At 70.8% G+C, this 25,010-nt stretch carries 20 protein-coding genes; 11 read left to right on the forward strand and 9 right to left on the reverse strand.

Features of this window, described 5'->3' with window-relative positions; translation table 11 throughout:
- The first annotated feature begins 13 nt into the window (after positions 1 to 13).
- Positions 14 to 304 carry a YbaB/EbfC family nucleoid-associated protein gene (locus C8263_RS10860; protein ID WP_107138134.1) on the forward strand — a complete coding sequence of 97 codons (291 nt, stop codon included), beginning with the start codon at positions 14 to 16 and terminating at the stop codon, positions 302 to 304.
- 118 nt (positions 305 to 422) lie between these two features.
- The gene (gene recR, locus C8263_RS10865) at positions 423 to 1,025 is read left to right on the forward strand and encodes a recombination mediator RecR (protein ID WP_107138135.1); all 603 of its coding nucleotides are present in this window, start codon (positions 423 to 425) and stop codon (positions 1,023 to 1,025) included.
- A 66-nt stretch (positions 1,026 to 1,091) separates the two neighbouring features.
- Here recR and C8263_RS10870 read toward each other — a convergent pair whose 3' ends face one another.
- Positions 1,092 to 1,796, reverse strand: coding sequence for a polysaccharide deacetylase family protein (locus C8263_RS10870; RefSeq protein WP_233218769.1), 705 nt, complete (start codon positions 1,794 to 1,796; stop codon positions 1,092 to 1,094).
- A complete protein-coding gene (locus tag C8263_RS10875; RefSeq protein WP_233218770.1) occupies positions 1,789 to 3,003 on the reverse strand; it encodes an MFS transporter in 1,215 nt (404 codons plus the stop codon). The genes C8263_RS10870 and C8263_RS10875 overlap by 8 nt, the downstream gene beginning before the upstream one ends.
- A 38-nt stretch (positions 3,004 to 3,041) precedes the next feature.
- Here C8263_RS10875 and C8263_RS10880 point away from each other — a divergent pair, with 38 nt between their 5' ends.
- Complete coding sequence (locus C8263_RS10880; protein WP_107138170.1) at positions 3,042 to 3,716, forward strand: glycosyltransferase family 2 protein; 675 nt, start codon at positions 3,042 to 3,044, stop codon at positions 3,714 to 3,716.
- On the opposite strand, the gene C8263_RS10885 is transcribed toward C8263_RS10880, so the two are convergent.
- Positions 3,676 to 4,857, reverse strand: coding sequence for a glycosyltransferase family 4 protein (locus tag C8263_RS10885; RefSeq protein ID WP_107138169.1), 1,182 nt, complete (start codon positions 4,855 to 4,857; stop codon positions 3,676 to 3,678). The genes C8263_RS10880 and C8263_RS10885 overlap by 41 nt on opposite strands.
- Before the next feature lie 143 nt (positions 4,858 to 5,000).
- On the opposite strand from C8263_RS10885, the gene C8263_RS10890 reads away from it, so the two are divergent.
- Positions 5,001 to 6,020: a YkoP family protein gene (locus C8263_RS10890; protein WP_146160657.1), complete on the forward strand. Its 1,020-nt coding sequence runs from the start codon at positions 5,001 to 5,003 to the stop codon at positions 6,018 to 6,020.
- Positions 6,021 to 6,226: 206 nt separating this feature from the next.
- Here C8263_RS10890 and C8263_RS10895 read toward each other — a convergent pair whose 3' ends face one another.
- The 3 genes from C8263_RS10895 to C8263_RS10905 form a co-directional block, all read right to left on the reverse strand.
- On the reverse strand, positions 6,227 to 9,196 hold the full coding sequence (locus tag C8263_RS10895; RefSeq protein ID WP_107138137.1) for a GAF domain-containing sensor histidine kinase: 2,970 nt from the start codon (positions 9,194 to 9,196) through the stop codon (positions 6,227 to 6,229).
- A 128-nt stretch (positions 9,197 to 9,324) separates the two neighbouring features.
- A complete protein-coding gene (locus C8263_RS10900) occupies positions 9,325 to 10,005 on the reverse strand; it encodes a response regulator (protein WP_107138138.1) in 681 nt (226 codons plus the stop codon).
- A gap of 69 nt (positions 10,006 to 10,074) precedes the next feature.
- Positions 10,075 to 11,826 carry an ABC transporter substrate-binding protein gene (locus C8263_RS10905; protein WP_107138139.1) on the reverse strand — a complete coding sequence of 584 codons (1,752 nt, stop codon included), beginning with the start codon at positions 11,824 to 11,826 and terminating at the stop codon, positions 10,075 to 10,077.
- Positions 11,827 to 12,160: 334 nt separating this feature from the next.
- Between C8263_RS10905 and C8263_RS10910 the strand changes: the two genes are divergently transcribed.
- A complete protein-coding gene (locus C8263_RS10910; protein ID WP_199188382.1) occupies positions 12,161 to 13,069 on the forward strand; it encodes an Hsp33 family molecular chaperone HslO in 909 nt (302 codons plus the stop codon).
- The gene (locus C8263_RS10915) at positions 13,029 to 14,414 is read left to right on the forward strand and encodes a lasso peptide biosynthesis B2 protein (protein WP_233218771.1); all 1,386 of its coding nucleotides are present in this window, start codon (positions 13,029 to 13,031) and stop codon (positions 14,412 to 14,414) included. The genes C8263_RS10910 and C8263_RS10915 overlap by 41 nt, the downstream gene beginning before the upstream one ends.
- 3 nt (positions 14,415 to 14,417) lie before the next feature.
- Here C8263_RS10915 and C8263_RS10920 read toward each other — a convergent pair whose 3' ends face one another.
- The gene (locus C8263_RS10920) at positions 14,418 to 15,311 is read right to left on the reverse strand and encodes a hypothetical protein (protein ID WP_107138141.1); all 894 of its coding nucleotides are present in this window, start codon (positions 15,309 to 15,311) and stop codon (positions 14,418 to 14,420) included.
- Between the two features lie 310 nt (positions 15,312 to 15,621).
- Between C8263_RS10920 and C8263_RS19295 the strand changes: the two genes are divergently transcribed.
- Both C8263_RS19295 and C8263_RS10925 read left to right on the forward strand, forming a co-directional pair.
- The gene (locus C8263_RS19295) at positions 15,622 to 15,798 is read left to right on the forward strand and encodes a hypothetical protein (RefSeq protein ID WP_158263784.1); all 177 of its coding nucleotides are present in this window, start codon (positions 15,622 to 15,624) and stop codon (positions 15,796 to 15,798) included.
- Positions 15,785 to 19,540, forward strand: coding sequence for an ExeM/NucH family extracellular endonuclease (locus C8263_RS10925; RefSeq protein ID WP_146160658.1), 3,756 nt, complete (start codon positions 15,785 to 15,787; stop codon positions 19,538 to 19,540). Before C8263_RS19295 ends, C8263_RS10925 begins: the two co-directional genes overlap by 14 nt.
- A 165-nt stretch (positions 19,541 to 19,705) precedes the next feature.
- Here the strand turns inward: C8263_RS10925 and C8263_RS10930 are convergent, their stop codons facing one another.
- Positions 19,706 to 20,734: a hypothetical protein gene (locus tag C8263_RS10930; protein ID WP_107138143.1), complete on the reverse strand. Its 1,029-nt coding sequence runs from the start codon at positions 20,732 to 20,734 to the stop codon at positions 19,706 to 19,708.
- A 61-nt stretch (positions 20,735 to 20,795) separates the two neighbouring features.
- Here C8263_RS10930 and C8263_RS10935 point away from each other — a divergent pair, with 61 nt between their 5' ends.
- From C8263_RS10935 to C8263_RS10945, 3 genes are read left to right on the forward strand one after another with little or no spacing between them, the layout of a single operon-like run.
- On the forward strand, positions 20,796 to 22,064 hold the full coding sequence (locus C8263_RS10935; protein ID WP_107138144.1) for a S1C family serine protease: 1,269 nt from the start codon (positions 20,796 to 20,798) through the stop codon (positions 22,062 to 22,064).
- Positions 22,061 to 23,170: a tRNA nucleotidyltransferase/poly(A) polymerase family protein gene (locus C8263_RS10940; RefSeq protein ID WP_233218772.1), complete on the forward strand. Its 1,110-nt coding sequence runs from the start codon at positions 22,061 to 22,063 to the stop codon at positions 23,168 to 23,170. Before C8263_RS10935 ends, C8263_RS10940 begins: the two co-directional genes overlap by 4 nt.
- 18 nt (positions 23,171 to 23,188) lie before the next feature.
- Positions 23,189 to 23,821 carry a site-2 protease family protein gene (locus C8263_RS10945; protein ID WP_107138145.1) on the forward strand — a complete coding sequence of 211 codons (633 nt, stop codon included), beginning with the start codon at positions 23,189 to 23,191 and terminating at the stop codon, positions 23,819 to 23,821.
- A gap of 86 nt (positions 23,822 to 23,907) precedes the next feature.
- Here C8263_RS10945 and trhA read toward each other — a convergent pair whose 3' ends face one another.
- Positions 23,908 to 24,552 (reverse strand): PAQR family membrane homeostasis protein TrhA, encoded by a 645-nt coding sequence (trhA, locus tag C8263_RS10950; protein ID WP_107138146.1) that lies wholly within the window; start codon positions 24,550 to 24,552, stop codon positions 23,908 to 23,910.
- Positions 24,553 to 25,010: the final 458 nt, after the last annotated feature.

Consider the following 25,010-nt stretch of genomic DNA (forward strand, 5'->3'; position numbering starts at 1 on the left):
TAAACTGCAAAGCATGGACATGAAGAAGCTGATGAAACAGATGCAGCAGGCCCAGGCCGCTGCGGCCAAGATTCAGGAAGACCTCGCCGCCAAGTCTGTAGAAGGCACCGCCAGCGGGCTGGTCACGGTGACCATGAACGGCCACGGCAAGGTGACGGCCCTGAAGATCAAGCCGGAAGCCGTGGACCCGGGCGATGTGGAAGCCCTGGAAGACCTGCTGCTGGTGGCCCTGCAGGACGCCAGCGCCAAGGCCGACGCCCTGCAACAGGACGCCACGCGCGGCCTGGGCATCCCCGGCTTCTGATGGGCGCGTCCCCCGCGTTCACCCCGCAGCGGGTGAAGCCACGGGCCATGGGCTGTGGACTGTGGGCCGTGGGCCATGAGCGACCGGCCAGCGGCCACCGGCCTGTGGCGGCACAGCCATGAAGTACCCCCCCTCGCTGGTGGCCCTGATTCGCGAACTCTCGCGCCTGCCGGGCATTGGGCCCAAGAGCGCGCAGCGACTGGCCTTTTACCTGTTCGAGCAGCCGCGCGAGGACATCGAGCGCCTCTCCCGGGCGCTGCTGGACGCCAAGCGCGACCTGCACACCTGCCCGGTGTGCTTTAACATCACCGACGCCGAGCGCTGCGACGTGTGCAGTGACCCCGCGCGCGACCAGAGCGTGATCTGCGTGGTGGAAGAACCCGGCGACGTGATTGCCATTGAGCGCAGCGGCGAGTACCGGGGCCTGTACCACGTGCTGCACGGCGTGCTGAGCCCCATGAACGGCGTGGGCCCCGACCGCCTGCACATCAAGCCGCTGCTGCCCCGGGTGCAAGAAGGCCATGAAGTTATCCTGGCCACCGGCACCACCGTGGAGGGCGACGCCACCGCCCTGTACCTGCAGCGGCTGCTTGAACCCCTGGGCGCCGTGGTCAGCCGCATCGCCTACGGCCTGCCGGTGGGCGGCGCCCTGGAATACGCCGACGAGGTGACCCTGGGCCGGGCTCTGGCCGGGCGCACCCGCGTGACCAAACTGGGCTGAGCTTCGCCCCGGCAGAGCAGGCCGCACCCCGCTGTGGGGCGCGGCCTGTTCGCTTTGCGGGGCCCTCTACCGGCCGTAACTGGTCTGCAGCCGCCGCCAGCCCGCCCACCAGCCGATGCGCCGGGGCGGCAGGGCGTGCAGGGGGACGGCGCTCAGGCCACGCTCGCGCAGGCCAGCAAGCAAGCCGTCCAGAAGCGCTGGCGTGACGGCCGGGCCGTCGTGCAGCAGCAGCACACTGCCGGGCCGCACCCGCGCCAGGGTCTGCTGGGCCAGGGTTCCGGGGTCGGCCGCCGTCCAGTCGCGGCCCTCCACGTCCCACAGGGCCACCTGCCGCCCGGCAGCGCGGGCCAGCAGCCGCGTCCAGGGACTGTGGCCGCCGTAGGGCGGACGGTACAGCAGGGGCCCTGACTGCCCGGGACGGGGGTGCCAGCGCACCTGGGCCCATTCCTGCCAGGGGAGCAGCAGCAGGGCGTGGCGGTGCCAGCGGCCGTGGGCCTCCAGACGGTGCCCAGCGGCCTCAATGGCGGCCAGCTCAGCGGGAAAGGCCGCGCAGGCCGGCGCAGTCACAAAGAAGGTGGCACAGGCCCCGTGGCGCGCCAGCACCGCCAGTAGGGCAGGGGTCTGGAGGCTGGGGCCATCGTCGAAGGTCAGGGCCACACGGGGGTGCTGGCCATCGCCGGGCCCCAGGGCCCCCCAGCCCGCCGCGCGGCCCCACAGTTCGCCCAGCAGGGGCAGCAACAGCGGCAGCAGCAGCGCGCCGCGCCTAGCCACGCGCCTCCTGAAACACCCGCCGGAACACCACGTACCCCGCCGAGGTCAGCCCGGCCAGCACCGCGCCCAGCACAAAGGGACCCGGTACCCCCGCCTGGGCCAGCGCCAGCCCCCCCAGCAGCGGCCCCAGGGCGGTGCCGGCGTTTTCCACGGTCATCAGCACGCCCCAGGCGGCGGGGCGCTGGGCCACCGGCAGCACGCGCGCCACCAGCGCCGCCCAGGCCGGCGACAGAAAGGCGTAGCCCAGCCCGGCCACCGCCGAGAGCACGAACAGCAGCCAGGGGGCAGGCAAGAAGGCAAACCCGGCAAAGGCCAGGCTAACCAGTCCGTACCCGATCATGACCCCGGCGCGGGCGCGGCCCTGGTCCCGGTCGGCAAAGCGGCCGGTGAGCGGCATGATGCCGTAGGCCACCGCCCCGCCCAGGCCCAGCATCGCCACGAGGCTCCAGTAGGAGAGGTTCAGGCCCTCCTCGGCAATGCGGAACAGCCACGGCCCCAGCAGCGTCATGCTGAGGGTTTGCATGAAGGCGGCGGGCAGCAGCGGCACCAGGGCCCCCACCACCGAGCGCGCCGGCCGGGCCTCGGAGGGATCGGGGCCAGGGGGCAGCACCCGGCGCAGCGGCAACAGCAGCGTCAGCCCGGCCGAGAGCAGCAGCAGCCCCAGACCCAGCCCGAGGGCGAACAGGTCCCCGCGCCCGGCCAGGGCGCCAAACACCAGGAAGCCCACCCCCGACAGGGGCAGAATCCCGTTGGCCACCATCGCCAGCGCCCGGCCCTGGTACCCTTCCCGGGCAGCGTCGGCGGTCAGGTTCATGGCCACCGGCCACATCACCGAAAAGCCGGCGCCGTGCAGGGCCGAGGCCAGCAGGAGCAGCCCCACGCTGGGCGGGGCCAGCAGCATCAGCGCCAGGGCCAGGGCGCTCAGGGCGGCGCCGCCCAGCGCCACGGGCCGCAGGCCATAGCGGCCCAGCAGCGCGCCCGCCGGACTGCGCATGACGGTGTCGGTGAGAAAGTGGGCAGTCCAGGCGCCGGCGGCGGCCGTCACGGGCAGACCAAACTGGCTGTCAATCACCTGGGTCAGGTAGGCGCCGTACAGGCCGCTGCGCACGAATTCGGCGCAGGCCAGGGCCGCCGCCGCTGCGCCCACCGGGGCCAGGCCCTCGGCGCGCAGCGGCAGGCGGTTGCGGCGGGAGCGCGCCGGGGTCACTGCCGCGCTCCTGGCAGGCGGTCTGCTAGGTTGTGGCCGTGCCCGCGTTTACCGTCGTGATTCCGGCCCGCAACGAGGCGAACTACCTGCCCCAGACCCTGCGGGCCCTGGAACGCCAGACCCGCGCGCCGGACGCCGTGCTGGTGGTGGACAACGGCAGCACCGACGACACCGTGGCCCTGGCCCGCGCCTGGGGCGCGCAGGTGCTGCGCTGCACCGAAAAGGGCGTGGCCCGCGCCCGGCAACTTGGCCTGGAAGCGGCGCAGACGCCCTGGGTGGCCACCACCGACGCCGATTCGCTGCCCGCCCCCGAGTGGCTTGAGCGCCTGGGGGCGGCCACGCCCGGGCGCGCGGCCCTGTACGGCCCCATGCGCTTCTCGGGGGTGGCGCCGCACTGGTCGGCGCTTTCGCAGGCGGCCTACAGCGGCTTTCTCCACGGCGCCCGGCTGCTGAACCGCCCCAATCTGGCCGGCGCCAACATGGCCTACTCGCGCGAGGCGGCCCTGCTGGCCGGCGGCTACCCGGACGTCGAAGCCTATGAAGACGTGATTCTGGGGCAGGCGCTGGCGCGGCTGGGCGAGGTGGCCTACGTGCGCGGCGCGCTGGTGGAAACCAGTCCGCGCCGCCTGGACCGGGGGGTGGCGCCGTTTTTGTGGCAGCACCTGCGCAACATCAGCGGTCATACACGAGGCTATTTCGGGGATGACCGCTAGCCCCTTCGGGAAAAGGGATTTCCAGCGGGCGGCCCAGCACCTGCCGGTAGACATCCAGCACCTGATTCGCCACGCCGGCCGGCGTGGTGGAAGCCCCGAAGGCGCGTGCGCCCGCCGACAGCCGCGCCCACAACGCCGGATCATCCAGAATCTGGCGGGCGTGGCGAATCAGGGCGTTCACGTCGGCCGGGCGAACCAGGTAGCCGCTGCGTTCATGCGCCACGCCGCTGAGGGTGCCGCGCGCGCCCACCGCCACCACCGGCACGCCCATCAGCTGCGCTTCCTGCAGCACCAGCCCCTGCGTTTCGGTGTCGCTGGCAAACAGAAACAGTTCGGCCAGGCGGTAATACGCCCCGATCTCGGTCCAGGGCCGCACGCCCAGGAAGGTCACGCGCTCGGCAATGCCCAGCCGCTGGGCGTGCGCTTCCAGGTGGGCGCGCTCGGGGCCCTCACCCAGCATCACGAGGTGGGTGTCGGGCAGGGCGGCGACCGTGTCCAGCACATGGTCAAAGCGTTTTTCCCGGGCCAGCCGCCCCACGCTGAGCAGGCGCCGCTTGCCCTCGGGCCAGGGGCTCTGGATGGGGGGCGCGGCGCGCAGCACGCGCGGATCAATAGAGGTGGGAATCACCACCGGGCGGCGCACCCGCATGGCGCGCAGCACGTCCAGCATGCCCGCCGTGGGGGTAATCACGGCGTCGGCGCGGCCATACAGCCGGCTCATGGCCTTGGTCACCACGCCGGTGTGGCGCTGCAGGGCGGTGGCGCCGGGCACGTAATGGGTGTAGGCCTCAATGTGGGTGTGGTAGGTCGCCACATGCGGCACGTTCCACTTCCGGGCCAGCCGCGCGCCCGCCAGCCCCAGGGTCAGGGGGGTGTGGGTGTGCACCACGTCGTACTTCTGGGTGAAGTCCTTGCGGGTGGGCCACGCGAGGCGGTAGGTGGGCAGGAACATGTAGCGCACCGAATCCACGCGCACCACGTCGGGGCGGATGTCCACATGCTCGGGGAAATCTGGGGCCACCACGTCCACATGGTGCCCCTGGGCGCGCAACTCGTCGCTCAGGAGCCCCACGCTGGTCACGATGCCGTTCTGATCCGGCAGGAACGTGTCGGTAAACAGCCCGATTCGCAGCGGCTTCATGCGCGCTCCAGGGCACGGTGACCGTGAAAGTTTAAGGATTCCTGAAGCATCACTAGACAGGAGCATACGACGCCAGAGATGAGAGTGGGGCCAGAAATGGGTGCCCCTCTGGCCCCGCCCAGGGGTGCCGTACAGTGACCTCCATGACGCCCCTTCCTTCTCCCTGGTTGCGCGTAGCGCTGCACTCGGGCCTGGGCGGCGCCCTGCACGGCGGGCACCCGGGCGATCCCCGGGTGGGGCTGGCGGTGCCCATCTTGGACCTGAACGAGCTGCGCGCCGCGCGGCAGGCCCTGGCGGCGGCGGGGGTCCGCGCCACCCTACTGCTGCCCCCGGCCCTGGCCGGGCACGCGCCGGACGAGCTGCGCGCCGCCGGGGCCGAGGGGCACGAGCTGGGCGGCCTGGGCAACCCGGCTGGTGTGAGCGCACTGGACGTGGCGGCGCAGCCCGTGACCACCTGGGCCACGCCCGCTGGCCTGCGCGCCCTGCGGGACCTGGGCACGCGGGGCCTGCGTGCCCTGCCCAGCAGCCCGGCCCAGCCAGCGCCCGGCGCCCTGCTGAGCGTGCCCCCGGCGCAGCTGGCTGCCACCCTGGCCACCCTGAAGGCGGGGGGCTACCAGCCGGTGCCGGTGCGGGCCGTGCCGGAGTTGCGCCCTGGCCAGCCGGGCGACCTGTGGCCGCGCGTGTATGCCCGGCTGGTGGAGGACCGTTTCGCCCGCCAGCACCGTGTGATTGACCTGACCGCCCGCGCCGACGGGGTCATGCGGGTGGCGCCCCTGAACCACGCGCCCGCGCCGTTGCCGCTGCCCCGCACGGCGCCCACGGCCGAGCTGCATGTGCATTCGCCCCGGCTGGTGGGCCTGAGCGCCCGCAGCGCCCTGGTGGCCTACCGCGCCTACCGCCGCAGCCTGAAGGACGTGGCCCAGGCCCTGCAGGCGCGCCCCGAACTGCACGCGGCCCAGGCGGTGTTTGCCGTAACCCTGTTTCATACCCCGCTGGCCCAGGCGGGCTTTGAAATCCTGGACCTGCCCCCGGCGCGCGCCCGCTGGTATGGCCTGGGCTTTCGCCTGCTGCGCGTGGCCTACGGCACCCACCGCACCCCCAGCGAGGGCGTGCCGAAAATGGCGTGGCTGGGCCGGGAAGCGTTCCTGCAGCTGCATGGGTGAAGGGGCCATGGGCCATGAGCGCTGGGCCATGAGGAAGACCGGTGGGCTGGGCGGATCCTGCGCCGTGCGCTGAAGGCGAGGGGGCGGGGTTCTCCCCTGCTCCGCCCCCTCCCCCGAATTTTCCCCGCCCCTCCGGTCCCAGCGCTGTTGCCCCGTGGCCCATGGCTCAAAGCCCACGGCCCAGAGCCCATGGCCCCCACCCTTCCCTACCCCGGCAGCGTAAACACCAGCGTGGTGCCAGCACCGGGGCTGCTGTGCACTTCCAGGGTGCCGCCGGTGAGGGTCACGCGTTCGCGCAGGCCGATCAGGCCCAGGTGGCCGGCCTCGGCGCGGTCGCGGGCCTGTTCGGGGGTGAAGCCCTGGCCGTCGTCGGTGATGGCCAGGCGCACGTGGGCCCCGTCAAAGGCCACGCGGATGGCGGCGGTGGAGGCGCGGGCGTGCTTGTCCACGTTATTCAGGGCCTCCTGCGCCAGCCGGAACAGCGTGAGTTCAGTGGCCGCGTGCAGGCGGCGGTCCTGGCCGCTGACCTCCAGGCGGGTGGGCGTGGCCGACGACGACGCCAGCCACTCCAGCGCGGGCAGCAGGCCCAGATCGTCCAGCACGCTGGGGCGCAGGTTGCGGGCAAAGCGGCGCACACCGTCAATGGCCGCGTTCAGGTCCTGCTGAATGTCGTCGGCGCGCGCCCGCTGCTCGCCGCTCAGGTCGCGCGCCAGCCGGGCCACGCGGCGGGTGGTGGCGGTCAGCACCTGCGCGGTGTCGTCGTGCAGCTCGCGGCTGATGCGCCTGCGCTCTTCTTCCTGGGCCTGGGTGAACAGGGTCAGGAACGCGCGCATTTCGACGGTGCGGCTGGCGGCGGCTTCCAGGGCCTGCCCCCGGCGCGCGATCTCGTCGGCCAGGGTCTGCAGTTCCGAGAGGTCGCGGCTGACCGTCAGTACGCCCCGGCCCCCGTCCACCGGGCTCAGGCGCACCTCCAGCCGGTAGGGCCCCACCTGAATGTCGGCGCGGCTGCCGGACTGGGTGCGCGCCAGATGCCACGCGGCCCCCAGGGCGCCCCGGGTGTCGGGGGTGGGCAGCGAGAGCAGGTTGGCGCCGTCCAGGGAACCGGTCAGGGGTTCAAGCAGCGCGCGCGCCGCCGGGTTGGCGTAGGTGACCACGCCCCGGTCGTCGGTGGAGATAATCAGGTCGTGGGCGCCCTCGGCCAGCTGGCGGTAACGGGCTTCCTCGCGCGCCAGCGCCGAGAGCAGACGCTCGCGGGTGAGGGTCTGGGCAATCTGCTCGGCAATGGAGCGCGCCAGGTGCAGCAGGTGCTCGCCGGGCGGCGCCGTACCGGGATCGTCCAGGTACAGAAACCCCAGCAGGGGCGGCTCGGGACGCTCCGGGGGCACGCTGCGGTCCGGGCCATGCAGCGGCACGATCAGAGCGCTGCCCGCCACAGGCAGGGTGTGGCGGCGCGTCAGGGCGCGTGGACCCCGGCCCAGTTGCCCGGCCAGCGCCAGCAGGTCGGCGCGCGAGGGCACATGCAGGTTGTAGGTCGCGCAGCGGGAGAACTCGCCGCCGTCATCGGTCAGGGCGATCAGCCCGCGCGAGGCGTTCAGGGCGTGCGTGACCAGCCGGGCGGTGTCGCCCAGCGCCGCGTCGCTCTGGTTTTCCCCCAGCACCCGCGCCACGCTCAGCAGCGCGGCCGCCTCGTTCTCGCGGCGCAGTTCCTCTTCATACAGCCGGGCATTCTCAATGGCCAGGCCCGCCTGTGAGGCGAACACCGAGGCCAGTGCCAGATCGTCGCCGTCCAGGGGCAACGCCGCTTCCCAGTACAGTGTCAGGGCCCCGAACACCCCCGCGCGCGTGATCAGCGGCAGGCTCAGCACGCCCCGGTAGGGGTAGCGCCCCGCTGCCAGCAGCTGCCGGGTGTAGCGGCTGCTGCCCCCGTAATGCTCGGTGTTCAGGTCGCGCGCGGCCACCGGCGCGCATTCGGCAATGGCGCGCCCGGTCACGCCCACGCCCACCTTGGCACGCACCCGCAGCATGTATTCGCTGGGCAGCCCCAGCGCCGAGCGGATGTTCACAGTGCGGCCGTCCGGCTGGCGTTCGTACACGGCCGCCGCGTCCGCCCGGAACAGGGTCACGGCGCGTTCCAGCACCCGCTCCAGGGTATCGGACAGGTGCAGGCTGCCCGCCAGCGCCTCGCCCGCTTCACGCAGCGCCTCGGCGGCCTCACGTTTGCGGGTTTCGATGCCGTACAGCCGGGCATTGTCAATGGCCAGCGACGCCTGTTCGGCCAGTGCCAGCACCAGCCGGGCGTCGTCCTCGCTGGCGCTGGCGCCCAGGGCGTTCGTATCCACGTACAGCAGCCCCAGCGCCTGCCCCCGCGCCGACAGGGGCGCAATCACGGCGGCGCCAGGGTTCAGTTCCCGCAGGCCCCGGGCCAGCGGCGTGCCCGCGTCGCGGGTCCGCTCAAAGCGAATGGCCTCGCCCCGGCGCACCAGCGTTTCAAAGGTCACGGGCCCCACGCCAATGCCGCCGCTGAAGGGCTCTGTAAAGCCGTAGGTAAACACTTCGCCGGTGCGCGCGCCGCCCTCGCGCAGTTCGCTGAACAGCGCCACAAAGGCCCGGCGAAATCCCAGGGCCAGCGCCGCACTCTGGGCGGTCACGGTCAGCACCTCGGCCAGGTTCAGGCTGCCCCCCAGGCGGCGCACCAGCCCCTCCACCGTCTCGGCAATGCGCCCGTGGCCGCGCCGGGCTTCGCGGGCCTGCACGCCCTCCACAGCCAGGGCCAGCAGCGGGGCGGCGCCCAGCAGGGCCCGCACGCCGCCGGGCTCGGCCCCCACAAATTCCAGCACCCCGCAGCCGAAGGGCAGGGCGCACAGCATGCCGGCCTCCTGCACCGCGCCCAGGGTCAGGGTGTCCTGCACCAGCGCCGGGTCACTCAGTCCCAGGCCGCGCCCGTCCTCGGCCACCGGGCTGGGCGTGCCGTCCACCACGATCCACACCCGCACCCCATGCGCGTGCGCCACCCGGCAGGCGTAGCCCGCCAGCACCTCGCCAAACTGTCCCAGACTGGTCGCCGCCGACAGGCCGGGGGGAAAGGGGGGCAGGGCCGGGGCGACCTCCGGGCCCGGCGAGGGGCCGCCCCGCGCCTCTGCGCCGCGCCCTCCTGCGCCTGCCGGCCACTCTGTCATCCTGCCTGCCTCTGCCCTGCCCAGGTGCGGCGCTCAGGCCACGTCCGGCGCTCAGCCCAGCCGGTGCCCCCCGCCCCGGGCGCTCCACAGGGTTGTTCCCACACCCCACACCCCACGGCCCACACCCCCTACAGGCTCTGGGGATCAATCCAGCCACGCTTGATGCCGTACAGCACGGCCTCGGTGCGGCTGCCCACCCCCAGCTTGGAAAAGATGTTGGCCAGATGCACCTGCACCGTGCGCGGGCTGATGTCCAGGTCCCGGGCAATTTCCTTGTTGGTGCGCCCGGTGGCGGCCACCCGCAGCACCTCCAGCTCGCGCGGCGAGAGGTCATCTTCGGGGGGCGTGGGGGTGGTATGGGTGGAAAAGCGCTCCAGCACCTTCCTGGCCACGCTGGGGTGCAGCGCACTCTCGCCGGCCGCCACCGCCCGCACCGCGCCCAGCAGGTCGTCCTCGGAAGCGTTTTTCAGCAGGTAGCCGGCCGCGCCCGCTTCCAGCAGCGCGAACACGTAAGCGTCATCGTCGTAGCTGGTCAGCACCAGCACGCCCACGCCCGGCTGAATGGCCTTGATGGCCCGGGTGGCGTCAATGCCGTTCATGCCGGGCATGGACACGTCCATCAAGATCACGTCGGGGGTCAGTTCGCGGGCGCGGGCAATGGCTTCCTCGCCGCTGCCGGCCTCGCCCACCACGCGCAGATCGGCTTCACTTTCCAGCAGTTCGCGCGTGCCCTTGCGCACCACCGGATGGTCGTCCACCAGCAGCAGCGTGATGGGGCGGCCCGGGGTGTCCAGCGTGTGTTCCAGCATGCGCGCAGCATAGCCCGCGCGCCGCCCTGTGCTGGACAGGGCGGCGCGCGGGGTGGGCTTCAGGGGCCTTCAGCTCTTGCTGAGCTTGCGCCAGAGGGTGCCGGTCACGAATGAGGTCATGGGGTTGAAGGTCTCGGCGCTGACGCCCTGCAGGTTGTCGCGGTGCACCACCACCGTGGGGTTGCTGGGCAGGATGATGTACAGCGCCAGTTCCTGCGCGCGGCGGGCAATCTGCGAATACAGCTCGTCGCGGCGGGCCGTATCGGTGGTGGCGCGGGCCTCGTTGATCCAGGCGTCAATCTGCGGGTCCCCGGCGTTGATGCGCGGGTTGTAATAGCCCTCGGACGAATAGAAGGTGTGCACGAAGTTGTCCGGGTCGGCGTAGTCCGGGGCCCAGGCGGTGGTGATCATGGGCTCGGTGCCCGCGTTGCCCGCCTTGATCAGCTCACTCCATTCGCGCGCCACGATATTGACCTTGAACTTGGGGTTCAGGTCCTCGATGTTCCTCTTGAGCAGTTCCATGGCGGTTTTGGCCGTTTCGCTGCCCGCGCGGTAGGAGATCTTCACGGTAAAGCCGTTGGCCCACACCTGACCGTTCCAGGCGCGCTGGAAGGCGGCCCTGGCAATTTCGGGGTCAAACCTGGCGGCGTCCACCGAGGAGTCGTAGCCGGGGAAGGTTTCGGGCAGCAGGAAGTTGCGCGCCTCGCCCTTGCCCAGCTGCACCTCCTTGATATAGGTAGGAATGTCAAAGGCCGCCACGAAGCCCCGGCGCACGTCCACATCGCTGAAGAAGTTGGCCGGAATGCCCTGGCCGTCCAGCTTGCCGCTGCCAATGGCCGTGCCCTTGATGTTCTGGTTCAGACTCAGCGCCGAGGCAGTGGTATCGGGCAGGTCGTCCAGCACCACCACGCCCTGTTCGCCCTCCAGCTGCTCTTTGATAATCGGCCGCCCACCCGTCTCGATGAGGTCGGCGTCGCCTTTCAGGAACGCCTGCACGCGGGGCGCGAGTTCCGGCACCTTCTGCAGAATCACGTTCTTGATCTTGGGCTTTTCGCCCCAGTAGTCCTCAAAGGCGGTGGCGCTGACCGAGGTGGCCGATTTCTCCAGCAGCCGGTAGGCGCCCGTGCCGCTGGGCTTCTGCGACAGGGGACTGTTGGCCAGGTCCTTGCCCACCGCCTCTTTCCAGGTGGCCTCGGTACCGTCCCACTCGCCCACCTCGGCGGCGTGCTTGCTGTCCACGATGCTCTGGCCCACGTAGGCGAGCTTGGCCAGGAAGGCGGGGTCGGTTCTGGGCAGGGTGAACACCAGGGTTTCGCCGTCACACTTCACGGCGTCCGTGATGCGCTGCCAGGTGACGCTCTTGTCGTCGTTGGCATTCGCGCCCGTGCCCAGCAGCGACTCGGCAATGAACCAGTTGCCGCTTTCCCCGGTGTTCGTGACCAGATTGCGCCGGAAGGAGTACTCGGCGTCGGCGCAGGTCATGGGGTTGCCCGAGTGGAACTTCACGCCCTCGCGCAGGGTAAAGCGGTATTCGCGCCCGCCGTTGCCCTCCGCCCACTCGGTGGCCAGCAGCGGCTCCAGTTCGTCCAGGCTGTTGCCCTTGTAGGTCAGCAGGGTCTCGTACAGGTTCTCCACGATCTGGCCGCTGCCGGTGTCGTAGGTGGTGCCCGGGTCCAGGGTGGGCACATCCGACGACTGCTGAATCACCAGGGTGTCTTGCGGACCTTTGGTGCTCTGCTCGCCGCCACTGCGGTTGTTGCAGGCGGCCAGGGTGAGGGCCAGGGTGGTCAGCGCCAGGGCGCCAAGAGGGGTGCGGTTCATGGGGTCTCCTTGCAGAGCGGGGCGGCAGGTCAGCCAGCGCACACTCAGATTCAGGTGTGGAAAAACTCAGGTGGCGAAGAGCGCTGCTGTTGTCCTTGCGGTGCCCTTCTGGACCCAGCAGCGTGACTTCTCATGTTAGGCAAGGCGAGTGAGAAGTGTTGTCCTGGCCCCTGAAGAAAAAGGCAAAGAATGTTACTGGCCGGGTTCTCAGCTGACCAGGGTTCTGACTGGACCGGGCTCCTGCCTGGAGAAAAGGAACGCCGGCCCGGCCACGCCCCTGGGAATGCGAGGGGCTGCACACCCCTTTGCCGGGCGCGCAGGTAAGGTGGGCCCCATGACGGTTACTTTGCCTGATTCCTACATTCTGCGCGGCACAGCGGCGGGCGGCACCCTGCGGCTGGTGGGCATGGAGTCCTCGCGGCTGGTCGAGGACGCCCGGCTGCGCCATGGCCTGAGCAAAACCGCCACCGCCGCCCTGGGCCGCACGCTGACCGCCAGCGCCCTACTGGCCGTGGTGCTGGGCAAGCGCACCGACAGCCGCGTGAACCTGCGCATTGAGGGGGATGGCCCGGTGGGCTGGGTGGTGGCCGAGGGCAGCACCGACGGCCGCGTGCGCGGCTACGTGCGCCACCCCGACGCCGACCTGCCGCTGCGCGAGCGCGACGGCAAGCTGGATGTGAGCGGCATCGTGGGCCAAGAGGGCGAAATTGCCGTGACCCGACTGCTGGACAACGGCGAGCCCTACACCGGCAGCGCCCACCTGGTCAGCGGCGAGATTGCCGAGGACGTGAGCACCTACCTGGGGGTTTCCGAGCAGATTCCCAACGCGGTGCTGCTGGGCGTGTATGAGGAAGGCGGGCGCGTGGCCCACGCCGGCGGGCTGCTGATTCAGGCCATGCCCGGCGCCAGCGACGAGACGCTGGGTCGCCTGGAAGCGAATGTGCGCGCCATGGGGCAACTGACTGACCACCTGCGCCGGGGGGGGCTGCTGGCCGCCCTGGAACGCGCCGCCGAGGGCCTGGACCTGCGCCTGGCCGCCGAGGCGCAGCCCGCACACTTTGCCTGCCGCTGCTCCCGCCAGAAAGCCCAGGACAGCCTGAAGTTCTTCAGCGCCGCCGAACGTCAGGACATGATCGAGACCGGCGGGCAGGAAATCGTGTGCCACTGGTGCGGCGAGCGCTATCAGATCACCCCGGAAGAGATTGACGCGCTGGATCAGGGTGGCGCGCCCGCGCGGGCGTGAGCCCCCGGTGAACGCCCCGGACCCTGAGCTGGTGGCGCGCGCCCTGCAGGCGCCCGCCCACACCCTGGCCCCCGAATGGCTGCCCCACGTGCGCGCGGCGGGGCTGGGTGGCCCACTGCGCGCCCGGTTGCCCCATGACCACCCGTGGCGCGCGCCCCTGCGCCCCGACGCCCTGGCGCTGGCCGCGCGCCACACGGTCATTCGCACCTGGGTGCGCGAGTTGCACCGGCACTGGGCCGCAGTAGGCATTCCGGCCCTGCTGGTCAAGGGTTTTGCGCTGGCGGAATTTGAATACCCCGTGCCCGGCGCCCGCTTTTACGGCGATGTGGACGTGCTGCTGCCCCCCAACGAGGCCACAGTGACGCGCGCCGTCCAGGTGGCCCTGGCCCACGGCTGGCACAGCGACGGCCTGCACGCCTGGCCCCGGCTGTGGACCCATGAGACAGCCCATCTGTACAGCCCGGACGGGCAGGTGCGGCTGGATGTTCACCGGTTCCTGCCCAGCCATCAGGCCGCGGGCACCGCGCGCAGCGCCGCCATCACCCGGGGGCTGTGGCAGCGGGCGCGGGTGGTGGACTGGGCCGGGCAACCCACGCTGCGCCTGCACCCCCTGGACGAGGCGGTGGTGGCCCTGGCCCTGGGCCGCTGCTGGGGCGGGGACCGGGGCGGCCTGAAAGCCGCCGACTATCTGGATCTGGAGGTGCTGCAGCGCCGCCACGCCCTGCGAGAAGACGAGTTGCGCGCCCACGCCGCGCGCCTGGGGGCCCGCCACACCTGGGCGGCTTTTCAGGCCCTGTGCAACCCGGCGCGCGCCCAGCTGGAACTGCGCCCAGGGCACACCCGCGCGCGCCTGCTGGCCGGGGCGGCCCGGGACGGCGTGCGCCCCCCGCCGGCCCTGGGCGGCCGGGTGCAGCGCGCCCTGACGCTGGCGCCCTTTCTGGCCTCAGGGCTGGGGGACATGCTGGGGGCCATGTGGGCGGTGCGCCAGGGCGGCGACCCGCGCACCCACCTGCGCGCCTGGACCCCGCCCACCCCGGTGCATACCGGACTGAATGTGGCGAGGCGCGACGGCGTGGTGAGTGCCGCGCGGCTGTGGAGCCGCTGGCTGCACCCCCGCCAGAAGCGCGAGGGGGTGTGCGTGCCGCGCGCCTACGCCACCTACCGGGCGCTGCGCCGCGCAGGGTACCCGGCCGTGTTTGTCAGCGGCGTGGCGCGGCGCGGCGCCCAGCTGAGCAGCCACGCCTGGGTCGAGGGGCCCCGGGGCCCGCTGGAGGAATACGGCGAGCCGTTTAACCGCCAGCACTTCCGGGTGCTGTTCCAGGTGCCCGAGTCCAACGAGCGCTGAGCTTCAGGGGCCGGGCGGGCCCAGCAGCGCGGCCACCGCGCCGGGCACCTCGTCGCGCGTGACGCGGCGCCACACCGGGCCCTGGGCCAGCCGCGCCACCGCCTGCGCCGCCTGCACCCGGCCCAGCGCGGTCAGCGGCACCCCACTGGCCTCCCACAGGGACCGCACCCGCTCGGCGGGCGTCACCTCGCCTGCGCCCAGCGGGGCCAGGACCAGCACGGCGCGCAGGGGCGCGGGCGGCGCAGGCGCCAGGGCCAGCAGCGCCTTGCCCCGGGGATCACGCGGCGCGGCGCCGAATTCGGTCAGCAGGGCGGGGGCAAAACGTTCCACGCTGTCGCGGTAGGCCCGCAGGGTGCGGTCCAGCCCCGTGGCCTGCCCGTGCGGGTCCACCCAGGCGCGGTCCTCGGCCAGCACCGTCCAGCCGCCCGCGCGCAGGCGCAGCGCCGCTGTGCTTTTGCCGGCCCCGCTGACCCCCAGCACGGCGGCGGCGCCCCCCGGGCCCGCCACCAGCGCCGCGTGCAGGGGCAGCCAGCCTCCGGCGCGGTGGGCCTCGGTCAGGGCCAGGGCCCACGCGTCGCGCGCCGCGCCGGGCGCCGCCTGCAGCCGGACCTCCTGGGGGTCAACCTTGCCCCGCAGCTGCCCGTCCAGCCAGAACACATTGCCCTGCGCCGCCACCGCCGCCACGCGGTCCATCAGGGGGACAGACTGGCGCGCCAGCCCAGGCGGCCAGCCGCCTGGTCCCGCCGTGATCTCCATGCGGCGCCGGGGCGGTTCTGCCCCGGCCTCACCCGGGGTGTGCCAGTCCGCGTGCAGCGCGGCCTGTACGGCAGGCGCCACGCCGCTGAGCGCCACGGCCGCGTCCAGACTGCGCCAGCTGGGCGGGGGGGTGCCGGTCATTGGCCGCGCCCTGGCCGGTGGACCCAGCAGGTGGCGTGCCCAGGGCGCGGGTGGGCCAGGCCCGGCTGACGTGTGAAGACTTGTTCGGTCATGATTCCCCTTTGCCGTGGCGGCAGGCGGCCGGGCCGCAGCGCTGGGCTTTTGACGGCTCGGCGCGGCCCAGGGTAAACCCTCCCCCCCCGGGGCACCCCCCAAGGCCTAACGCCGCCGTCTCAACATTCGCTGACATCTTTGCCATATATTCGCGCTCGTCTCATTTTCAAGACAACCTCACTCGACAGATCCTACGCAAGCAGGTCAAGGAGTTTTCGTGCAGCACGACACCTCTGAGCAGCAGCGGCCTTCCGCCGCCCTGTCCTTTCCCGCCTATACAACGCCCCTTCTGACGCCCCTGGGCCCCTGGCAGGCCGTTACCCTGGTGGGTTCGGTGGGCTTTAACGGCCTGCCCGGCGTGCCGTTCCCCGGAGGAGATCATGAAGTCCGTTAATGCCCTGATGCTGGTGGGCCTGCTGGCCCTAAGTGCCTGCAGCGCGCCCACCACCGTGACGCCGCCCGCTCCCCCGGTGGCCACCACACCCGCCAAGCCCAACCCGGCCAAGACCTTTGGCCTGTACGAACTGCGCGTGAACGGCCTGAGTGCCCAGAGCCAGGCCAGCGTGGCGCGCGTGGGCCTGGGTGCCCAGGCGGCCGAGGTGCCCTTTGACCAGCTGAGCTTTACCCGCATCAGCATGAGCAATCTGGTGGACCCCGTCAACCGTGTGGTGCACATGACCGCCGGCTTTCAGGTGACCAACAACACGGGGGGCACCATCACGCTGCCCACCTTCATTCCCGTGGACACCGACGGCAGCTACGCCACCGACGGCCAGACGCCCTTTCGCAATGTCAAGACCCGCACCGGCGCGCCGGTCAGTGCTGGTGGCATGGCCGTGGAGCAGGGCTACAGCAACAGCGGCGGCCAGATTCAGCCGGACCCCAACGCCACTCCCTTCCTGACCAACATTGACAGCGGCACCGTGACTCTGGGCCTGCCGGCCGGCACCACCGCGCCCAATGTGGGCCACCGGGGCTGGCAGAGCGCGGCGGCCCTGGCCCCGGGCGCCTCGCAGATCGTGACCTTCGCCGCGCGTGTGCCGCTGCAGGGCAACGATATCAGCGACGCTGATCCCTTCAGCTTCAGCCTGGTGTTCTCGGTGGCGGACAATCCCGGCACCGTGGCGGGCCTGCGCGGCATTCACGAGGTGCAGGGCAGCACCCCGAGCGGCGACGCGGCTTCCCCCCTGAGCGGCACCCAGACGATTGAAGGCGTGGTGACCCAGGTGGCTCCCGGCCTGTCCGGGTTCTTTGTGCAGGAAGAGGTCATTGACACTGACGGCATTCCGGCCACCAGCGAAGGGGTGTTCGTGTTCTGCGGCAATGCCTGCCCCACGGGCCTGGCCGCGGGTGACCGCGTGCGGGTAAGCGGCACGGTGGCCGAGTTCCGGCGCAGCCAGACCTACAACGACCGCGACGCCAACGGCAACGTTACGCCCGTTACTGTGACGGCGCCTTTCACCACCACACAGCTGACCACGCCCACGGTAACGGTGCTGAGCAGCGGCGCGCCGCGGCCCGACGCCATCAGCATTGCGCCCAACCTGCCTGTGGCCCAGCGTGAGCGTTTCGAAGGGATGCGCGTGAGCACCTCGGGCGTGGTCACCAATAACTTCTCGCTGGGCCGCTTCAACAGTGTGGACCTGGCCCAGACGCGCATTGCCAACTTTACCCAGGTCAATGCACCAGACGTCAACGCCTACAGCGCTTTTACCGCGGCTCTGCCCGACCAGATGCTGCGCGTGGACGACCTTACGATGGCCCAGAACCCCGATCCGCTCTTCGGTCGTAACGGCCAGCCTCTGAGCGCGAGCAATACCCTGCGCGGCGGCGACACCGGCACAGCCACTGGCGTGCTGCACTACGACCACGACGGCTTTGGCAACCGCAGCGGCAGCAACTTCCTGTACCGCATCATGTCGGAGAGTGCGGCGTTCACCGGCACCAATTCGCGCACGGCAAGCCCGGATGCTGTCGGCGGCAGCCTGCGCGTGGGCAGCATGAACGTGCTGAACTACTTCACCACACTGGTGAGCAGCAACAGCGGCTGCACCCCGAACGGAGTGGACAGCGTGAACTCGCGCGGCGCCAACGACTGCGAGGAGTTCCTGCGCCAGCAGACCAAGACTGTCAAGGCCATCGCGGGCCTGAACCCCGACGTGCTGGGCATTCTGGAGATGCAGAACGACTTCGACAAGGGCGCCTACAGCTCCGTGGCTGCCCTGGTCAACGCCCTGAACACTGAGCTGGGCGCGGGCACCTACGCCTACATCAATCCCGGGCGCAAGATCGGCAGCGACGCTATCAGCGTGGCCATGATCTACAAGCCCGCCGCCGTGGACCCCGTGGGCAATCTGGCCATTCTGGATAACTCGGTGAACGCCACGTACACCGACACCTGTAACCGCCCCACCTGGGCCCAGACCTTCCAGAGCAAGGCCAACGGCGGGCGCTTCACGGCCGTCATGATGCACCTCAAGAGTAAGGGCAGTGCGTGCAGCGGCCTGAATGACGGCGACACCGGAGACGGCCAGGGCAACGGCTACATTGCCCGGCGCAACGCCGCCAACGCCATTGTGAGCTGGCTGGGCACCAACCCCACTGGCGTCCAGGAAGACGACCGCATTCTGATGGGCGACTACAACGCTTATGCCCAGGAAGAACCCCTGAGCATCCTGGCAACGGGTGGCTACGGCAACCTGTTCAGCGCCAGCACCTATTCCTACCAGTTTGACGGCCAGTGGGGCAGCCTGGACCAGGCCACCGCCTCGGCCACCATGGCCGCGCAGGTAACTGGAAAGACCAAGTGGCACATCAACGCCGATGAGCCCATCGTTCTGGACTACAACAAGGAGTTCAAGAGCGCCGGGCAGATCACCAGCCTGTTCAACGCCGACCCCTTCCGCAGCAGTGACCACGACCCCATCCTGGTGGGTATGGACCTGACGGCACAGGCGCCGCTGCCCGTGACGGCCCCCTCCACCACGCTGACCCCCACCTCGCCCACAAGTGACGTGACGCCCGGCAACAGCGTGACCCAGACCTTCACCACCAGCAGCACCAATGTCAGCGACAATCTGGTGGTCAGCACCAGCCTGAGCAAGGTGGACGGCGCCGCCGCAGGCACCAATCCCACGGTGACTGCACCGACCAGCGCGCCCGCCAACGGCACCTTTGACGTCACGGTCAATGCCAGCGCGCAGGCCACGCCGGGCGCATACCGGGTGCTGGTGAGCACCACAGCGCCGGGCGGCACCAACAGCGCCACGTCCACCTACAACGTCAATGTCAACGGCATTGTGCTGGGCACGCCCAACAACATCTCTTACAACACCTCGGATAACACCGGGGCCAGCAGCACGACAGTCACGGCCTACGGCGTGGGGACCCTGAGCTACACCGCCACGGCGGCAGGTGCTGGCGCACCAACCCTGACGGTGACCCCTGGAACAACCACGGGGAACACCACCCCCCTCACGATCACGGCCACGGGCGGCAGCGCAGGCACCTACACGGCGACCCTGACGGCCACCGGCAGTGGAGGCCAGAGCCGTAGTGTGACCTTCACCGTGACGGTGACCAGTGGCGCCATGGGCAGGCTGATGATCAGCGAATTCCGCTTCCGGGGCCCCGCTGGTGGCAACGATGAATTTGTCGAGCTGTACAACGCCGGCAACGCAGCGATGAATATCGGTGGGTACTTGGTGCAGGCCAACACCACCACCAGCCCCTTCTGGTTCACCCGCTTCACCGTTCCCGCCAATACGACGTTGCAACCAGGGCAGTTCTACCTGATCACCAACAACGGCTCAGGTGGCTACAGCATGACCGTCACGGGCAACGGTACGTACAACACGGGCTTTACTGACAACCGCGCCATCCGCGTGCTTGACGGCACGAGTGCCATCGTCGATCTGGCCGGCTTCGCGACGGCTGGCAGCACCGCCTGCGAGGGCACCTGCCTGACCAACGGCCCGACCACTGGGGTCACGACGCAGATCAGCTGGGCCCGGCGTGTGACCAACGGGCAGATCAGTGACACGGGTGACAACGCCACCGACTTTGTCTTCCGTGACGGCACCAGCACCGTGGCCAACCCGCAAAACACCTCAGTGACGTTTAGCGGCACCAACTAAGTCACTCGCTGCCAAGCCCCCGATCAACCGAGCGAAGCGAGTCTCGAAAAAAGGACGTTGCACCGGGCGTGGAGACTTTGCGGTGCTCTCCTGCAAAGTCGCAACGTGAGGGGCAACGTCCTTAACCCTCCTTCTCTCGCCGCCCCCTCCCCGGGGGCGGTTTTCTTAGTCCAGCTCCCCCAGCCAGCGGTGCCCCGGTTGCGTCTCCTTCAACGCCCCGCGCAGCCACGCCCTGCCCGCCCTATCCAGTGTGGGCGCCACCCGCTCAAAGTCGCCCTGATCCTTGCCCCGGGGGTGACGGTCCGCTGCGCCCGCCTTGAACAGCAGCACGGCTTCCGGGGCCAGATAGGGCAGGCCGTCCGGGCTGAAGCGACGGGCGCGGACCAGAGGCAGGGTCAGGCGGGGCTCGCGCCGGTAGCGCCACAGGCCGCCGCTCAGGTCGCTCAGCAACACGTCCAGCAGCTGTACGCCGGGCAGGGCCGGGTGCCGGGCGTGCACCTGATGCAGCGGGGCGTTCAGCGGCCCGGTGTAGGGCTGGTAGGCCCCGTCCACCGGCACATCCAGCCGCCAGCCGCGCAGCAGCTGTGGCAGCTGGGCCTGCGCGGCGCGCTCCAGGGCCACGTCCAGGTCATCGTGGGGGCGGGCCACGCGGCCCAGGTGCAGGTCCAGCGCGGTGCCGGCCACGAACATCCAGAAACCGTCCAGCGGCCAGAACAGTTCGGCCACCTGCGCGGCGGGCGTGAACCCCACCGTCCGGGCGTGGTGGGCCAGCGCCGCCGGGGCCAGCGCTTCGTCGGCGGCCTGTCGCCCGCTGTGGGTGAACACAGCGCGGTAGGTCTGTGCAGCGGCTGCATCGGCCAGTAGCAGGGTGCGCAGGGCCGCCTGCTGGGCGCGCCAGCCGCTGCCGTGATCACACAGCACCAGTCGCCAGCCGCCCGGGTGGGTCCACTCGCCGGGGGCCTGCGCGGGCACATACCCCAGGGCACGCAACTGCTGTACCTGCGCCAGCGTCGGCGTTTCGGGCAGCAGGTCCAGGTGCAGTTCGGGGGCGTCCAGATCGGCCAGGGCGGGCACGCTGCCAGGGCCGCCGGGCGCCAGGGCGAACACGCCGTCCGGGCGGCCCCGGGCCAGAACGTCACCCAGCGCCGCCTTCAGCGCCTGCTGGGCCGCTTCAAGTGGAAAGGTCGCTGCCATCCATAAAGCAGAGCACACCGCCGCTTCAGGCCGCGCCCGCCGGCTGGCGGATAATGCCCCCATGAGAAGCAAAGGACTGGGGGTGCTGCTGGTGCTGCTGGGCCTGGGGCTGGGCGCCACCCTGCTGCGGGACCAGGTGCCCACCGGCGGGGCGCAGCCAGCAGCCCGGGCGCCACTGAATGAGAGCGGCGCCCGGCTGCAGAACGAACAGAACACCATTGACGTGGTGGGGCGTTTTGAGCCGGGGCTGGTCTTTATCAGCACCGAGGATGTGGTGGCCCAGGACCCCTTTGCCATGATGTTCGGCGCCGCGCCCGATCAGGTGCGCCAGGGCCTGGGCAGCGGCTTTTTCGTGAACGAGGCGGGCGACATCCTGACCAACTACCACGTGGTGGCCGGAGAAGGCGGACAGGGCGCCGCCGACCGCATCACCGTGCGGGTGATGAACCAGGAGCGCAGCGTGCCCGCCGAGGTCATTGGGCTGGCGCCGCAGTACGACCTCGCGCTCATTCGGGCGCCGGAGCTGAGCAAAAACCTTATCCGGCCCATTCCGCTGGGGGACAGCGACACCCTGAAGGTGGGCCAGAAGGCCATTGCCATGGGCGCGCCGTTTGGGCTAGAGTTCAGCGTCACCGAGGGCATTGTGAGCAGCACCGCGCGCCAGATTCCCATCGGGTTTTCCACCTCTGGCGCGGGCGCGGGCCTGACCCAGAAGGCCATTCAGACCGACGCCGCCATCAATCCAGGCAACAGTGGCGGGCCCCTGCTGGACAGCAGCGGGCGCGTGATTGGCATCAACACCCAGATCTACTCGCCCAGCGGGCAGGCCACGGGCGTGGGCCAGAGCGCGGGGGTGGGCTTTGCCATTCCCATCAACACGGCGCGCCGCCTGCTGCCCCGCCTGCAGGCGGCCGGGGGGCAGGTGGTGCGCGCCCCGGACATCGGCGTGACGCCGGGGCTGCTGGTGCAGTCGCGCGGGCAGGTGCTGCCGGTGGGCCTGAGCGTGCTCTCCACCCGGGGCAAGCGCGACCTGCGGCTGCCCGAACGCGGGCTGGTGGTGGGGGCGGTGCAGCCGGGGAGCGCCGGCGCGCGCGCCGGCCTGCGCCCCGGCACCCGCGAGGCCGCGTTCCGGGGCGGCGTGATTCTGCTGGGCGGCGACGTGATCACGGCTGCTGGCGGCCAGCCTGTGGACGCCTACGAGGACCTGCAATCGGCCCTGATTGACCGCAAGGAGGGCGACACCGTGACCCTGACGGTGGTGCGCGCCGGGCAGACCCGTCAGGTCCAGCTCACACTGGACGCCTCGGCGTTCGGGACCGCCCAGCAGTGACTGACCCCGCGCAGCGCATCTGGGCGAGGCTGCAACCCGGGGATGTGCAGTGGCTCTCGGCCCTGGCCGCCCGCGCCGCCCCTGAAGGCATTGCGCTGGTCGGCGGCGCCGTGCGCGACGCGCTGCTGGGCCACACCCCGCTGGACCTGGACGTGGTGGTGCCCGGGGGCCAGGTGGAAGCCCTGGCCCGCGCCTCGGGGCGGCCCTTTGTCTTTCACCCGGCCTTCGGCAACGCGACCCTGACCCTGCCGGACGGCCGCACTGCCGATCTGGTGCAGGCGCGGCGCGAACACTACCCGGTGCCCGGCGGCAATCCGGTACCCGCACCCGGCACCCTGGACGACGACCTGCGGCGGCGCGATTTCAGCGTGAATGCCCTGGCCCTGCAGGTGTCCCCCAGCGGCGAGGTCACCCTGCGGGACACCACCGGCGGCCTGAACGATTTAGAGGCCCGGGTGCTGCGCCCGCTGCATGGACGCTCCTTTGAGGACGACCCCAGCCGCCTCGTGCGCGCCGCGCGGGTGGGGGCCCGCCTGGAGCTGCGCGCCCACCCGGAGCTGCTGGCCCAGGTGCCGGCGGCGCTGGCCCTGGCCCCGCAGACCCCACGCCTGTGGGCCGAGCTGAAGCTGCTGCTGCAAGAGCCCCGGCCCGGGCAGGCGGCGGCGCAACTGGCAGACTGGGGAGCGGGCGGCCTGCTGCCCGACCCGGCGCTGCTGCTGGCCCTGGACCGGCTGCGGGACGAGGGACAGATCATCCCGGACACAGCCTATGCCGCTGCCCTGCTGCACGCCGCCCCCGACCCGGCCGCCCTGGCCCGCCTGCTGACCCTGGGCGAGCGCCCCGGCGCGCTGCTGGCCCGCGCGCTGTCCGACACCTTTTTTCCACCGGGCACGCCAGAGCGCACCCTGCGCGCGCTGCTGCGCCCGGACGCCTATGCGGGCCTGACAGGCAAGGATGTGCTGGCGCTGGGCGTGCCCCCGGGGCGGGCGGTGGGCGCGGCCCTGGCGCATCTGGCCGCGCTGCGCCGCGCCGGACACCTTCGCAGCCCGGACGAGGAACGCGCGGCCCTCAAAGCGTTTGTGGCGACGGAAGGCCGCCAGGACTAACCCCTAGAATGCCGGGGTATGGGCCTTATCTCACTGCTGAGCAGCGACCCGGTCGCCTTCCTGATCGTGGCCGGGGCGCTGCTGCTGTCCCTGGCGATTCACGAGTTCGCGCACGCCTGGACGGCCGACCGGCTGGGCGACCCCACCCCGCGCCGCTTCGGCCGGGTCACCCTGAACCCGCTCAACCACCTAGACCCCATCGGCTCGCTGCTGCTGCTGTTCGCGCCCTTCGGGTTCGCGCGGCCAGTTCCGGTGAACCCCCGCAACCTCAGCCGCTGGGGCAACGTGGGGGTGGCGGCGGCTGGCCCCCTGAGCAACCTGGTGATTGCGCTGCTGTGTGTGGCACTGGTGGCAGTGCTGCCCCGCGAGGCCCTCTCAGACGGCTTTCGCCTGAACACCGTGGGCACCATTGTGGTGACCGTGCTGAGCGTGAACCTGGGCCTGGCCATCTTCAACTTGCTGCCCATTCCCCTGCTGGACGGCAGCCGCATCGTGGGCGGGCTGGTGCCGTCGCTGGGGCGCAGCCTCGCGCAGTTTGAAGCCCAGCCCTTCAGCTTCCTGATCGTGATGCTGTTTATCTTTCTGTTCAGCGAGCAGCTGGGCGCCCTGATCAGCACCGTGCGTGACACCATTCTCAGTGTGGTGACCTGAGCAGCAGCGACAAAAGGGCAGGGACAACGCGAAGGCCGGAGGATTCCACTTCTCCGGCCTTCGCCCTGTGATGAACCGCCTTGCCCCTACCCCAGGTGGAACATCATGGCCACGTGGGCAGCGGTGCCGGCCAGCACGAACAGATGCCAGATTTCATGAAAGCCGAACACGCCGGGGCGCGGGTTCCAGCGCTTGGTGCCGTAAATCACCGCGCCGATGGAGTACAGCACCCCACCGGCCGCCAGCCAGAACAGCGCGGGGCCATCCAGCGACCGGGCCAGTTGCGGCAGGAAGATCACTGCCAGCCAGCCCATGCCCAGGTACAGCCCGGTGCTGACCCAGCGCGGCAGGCGCATGGTCACCAGTTTGAGCACGATGCCGCTGAGGGCAATCCCCCACACCAGCCCCAGCACGGCGCCTTGCCACACGCCGTCCAGGCCGTAGTAGGCCACCGGGGTGTAGCTGCCCGCAATCAGCAGAAAGATGCCGGCGTGGTCCAGCTTGCGCAGCCACACCAGCCCGCGCTCGCCCGGCGCAAACGAGTGGTAACTGGCGCTGGCCGCGTACAGCGCCACCATACTCACGCCGAATACAGCAAACGGCCACAGCGCCAGCCCCCGCCGCTGCGCCCACCCCAGCAGCGGAAACAGCACCAGCAGCGCCGCCAGCGCCCCCGCCCAGTGGGTCAGGGCACTCACAGGTTCGCGGGGGGCAGTCAGCAGGCGTCTCACCCCCCCACCCTACGCCTCCAACGTGATGACACTCTGTCAGCAGGGACGTGGTGCAGCCGGGAAAGGGCACCCGTCTCCAGGACTATGTTCTTTGTTCCTTCATAACGGTTCCTTCATCAGGAGAACTTTCCAGGGCGCTCCAGGACGCCTTGCCCCCGCACCGCCCGGGTCCAGACGAGGCCGTCGTGCACGTCTGCCTCTGTTCATCGGCAGGCGAGACGACACGGAGCGAACGAGAGCCGCCCTCCCGCGTAAGTCCACGTTTGCCGGGCGCAGCTCTGCGAGTCTGGGGGAGGGGGCTGGGGCAGCCGCGACCTCAGGACGTTGCACCTCAAGACCTGTTGCGCAGTAGGAGTGGAAGTGGGTAGCTTGAGGCGTGTTGCGGCTGGAGAAGTTGACGTCCAGAGCACGTTCCTTTGAGCGGCTGGTCGGGCTGAGTCCTACAGAATTCGACCACC

Origin of the sequence: Deinococcus arcticus, assembly GCF_003028415.1 — a bacterium.
Classification (GTDB): domain Bacteria; phylum Deinococcota; class Deinococci; order Deinococcales; family Deinococcaceae; genus Deinococcus; species Deinococcus arcticus.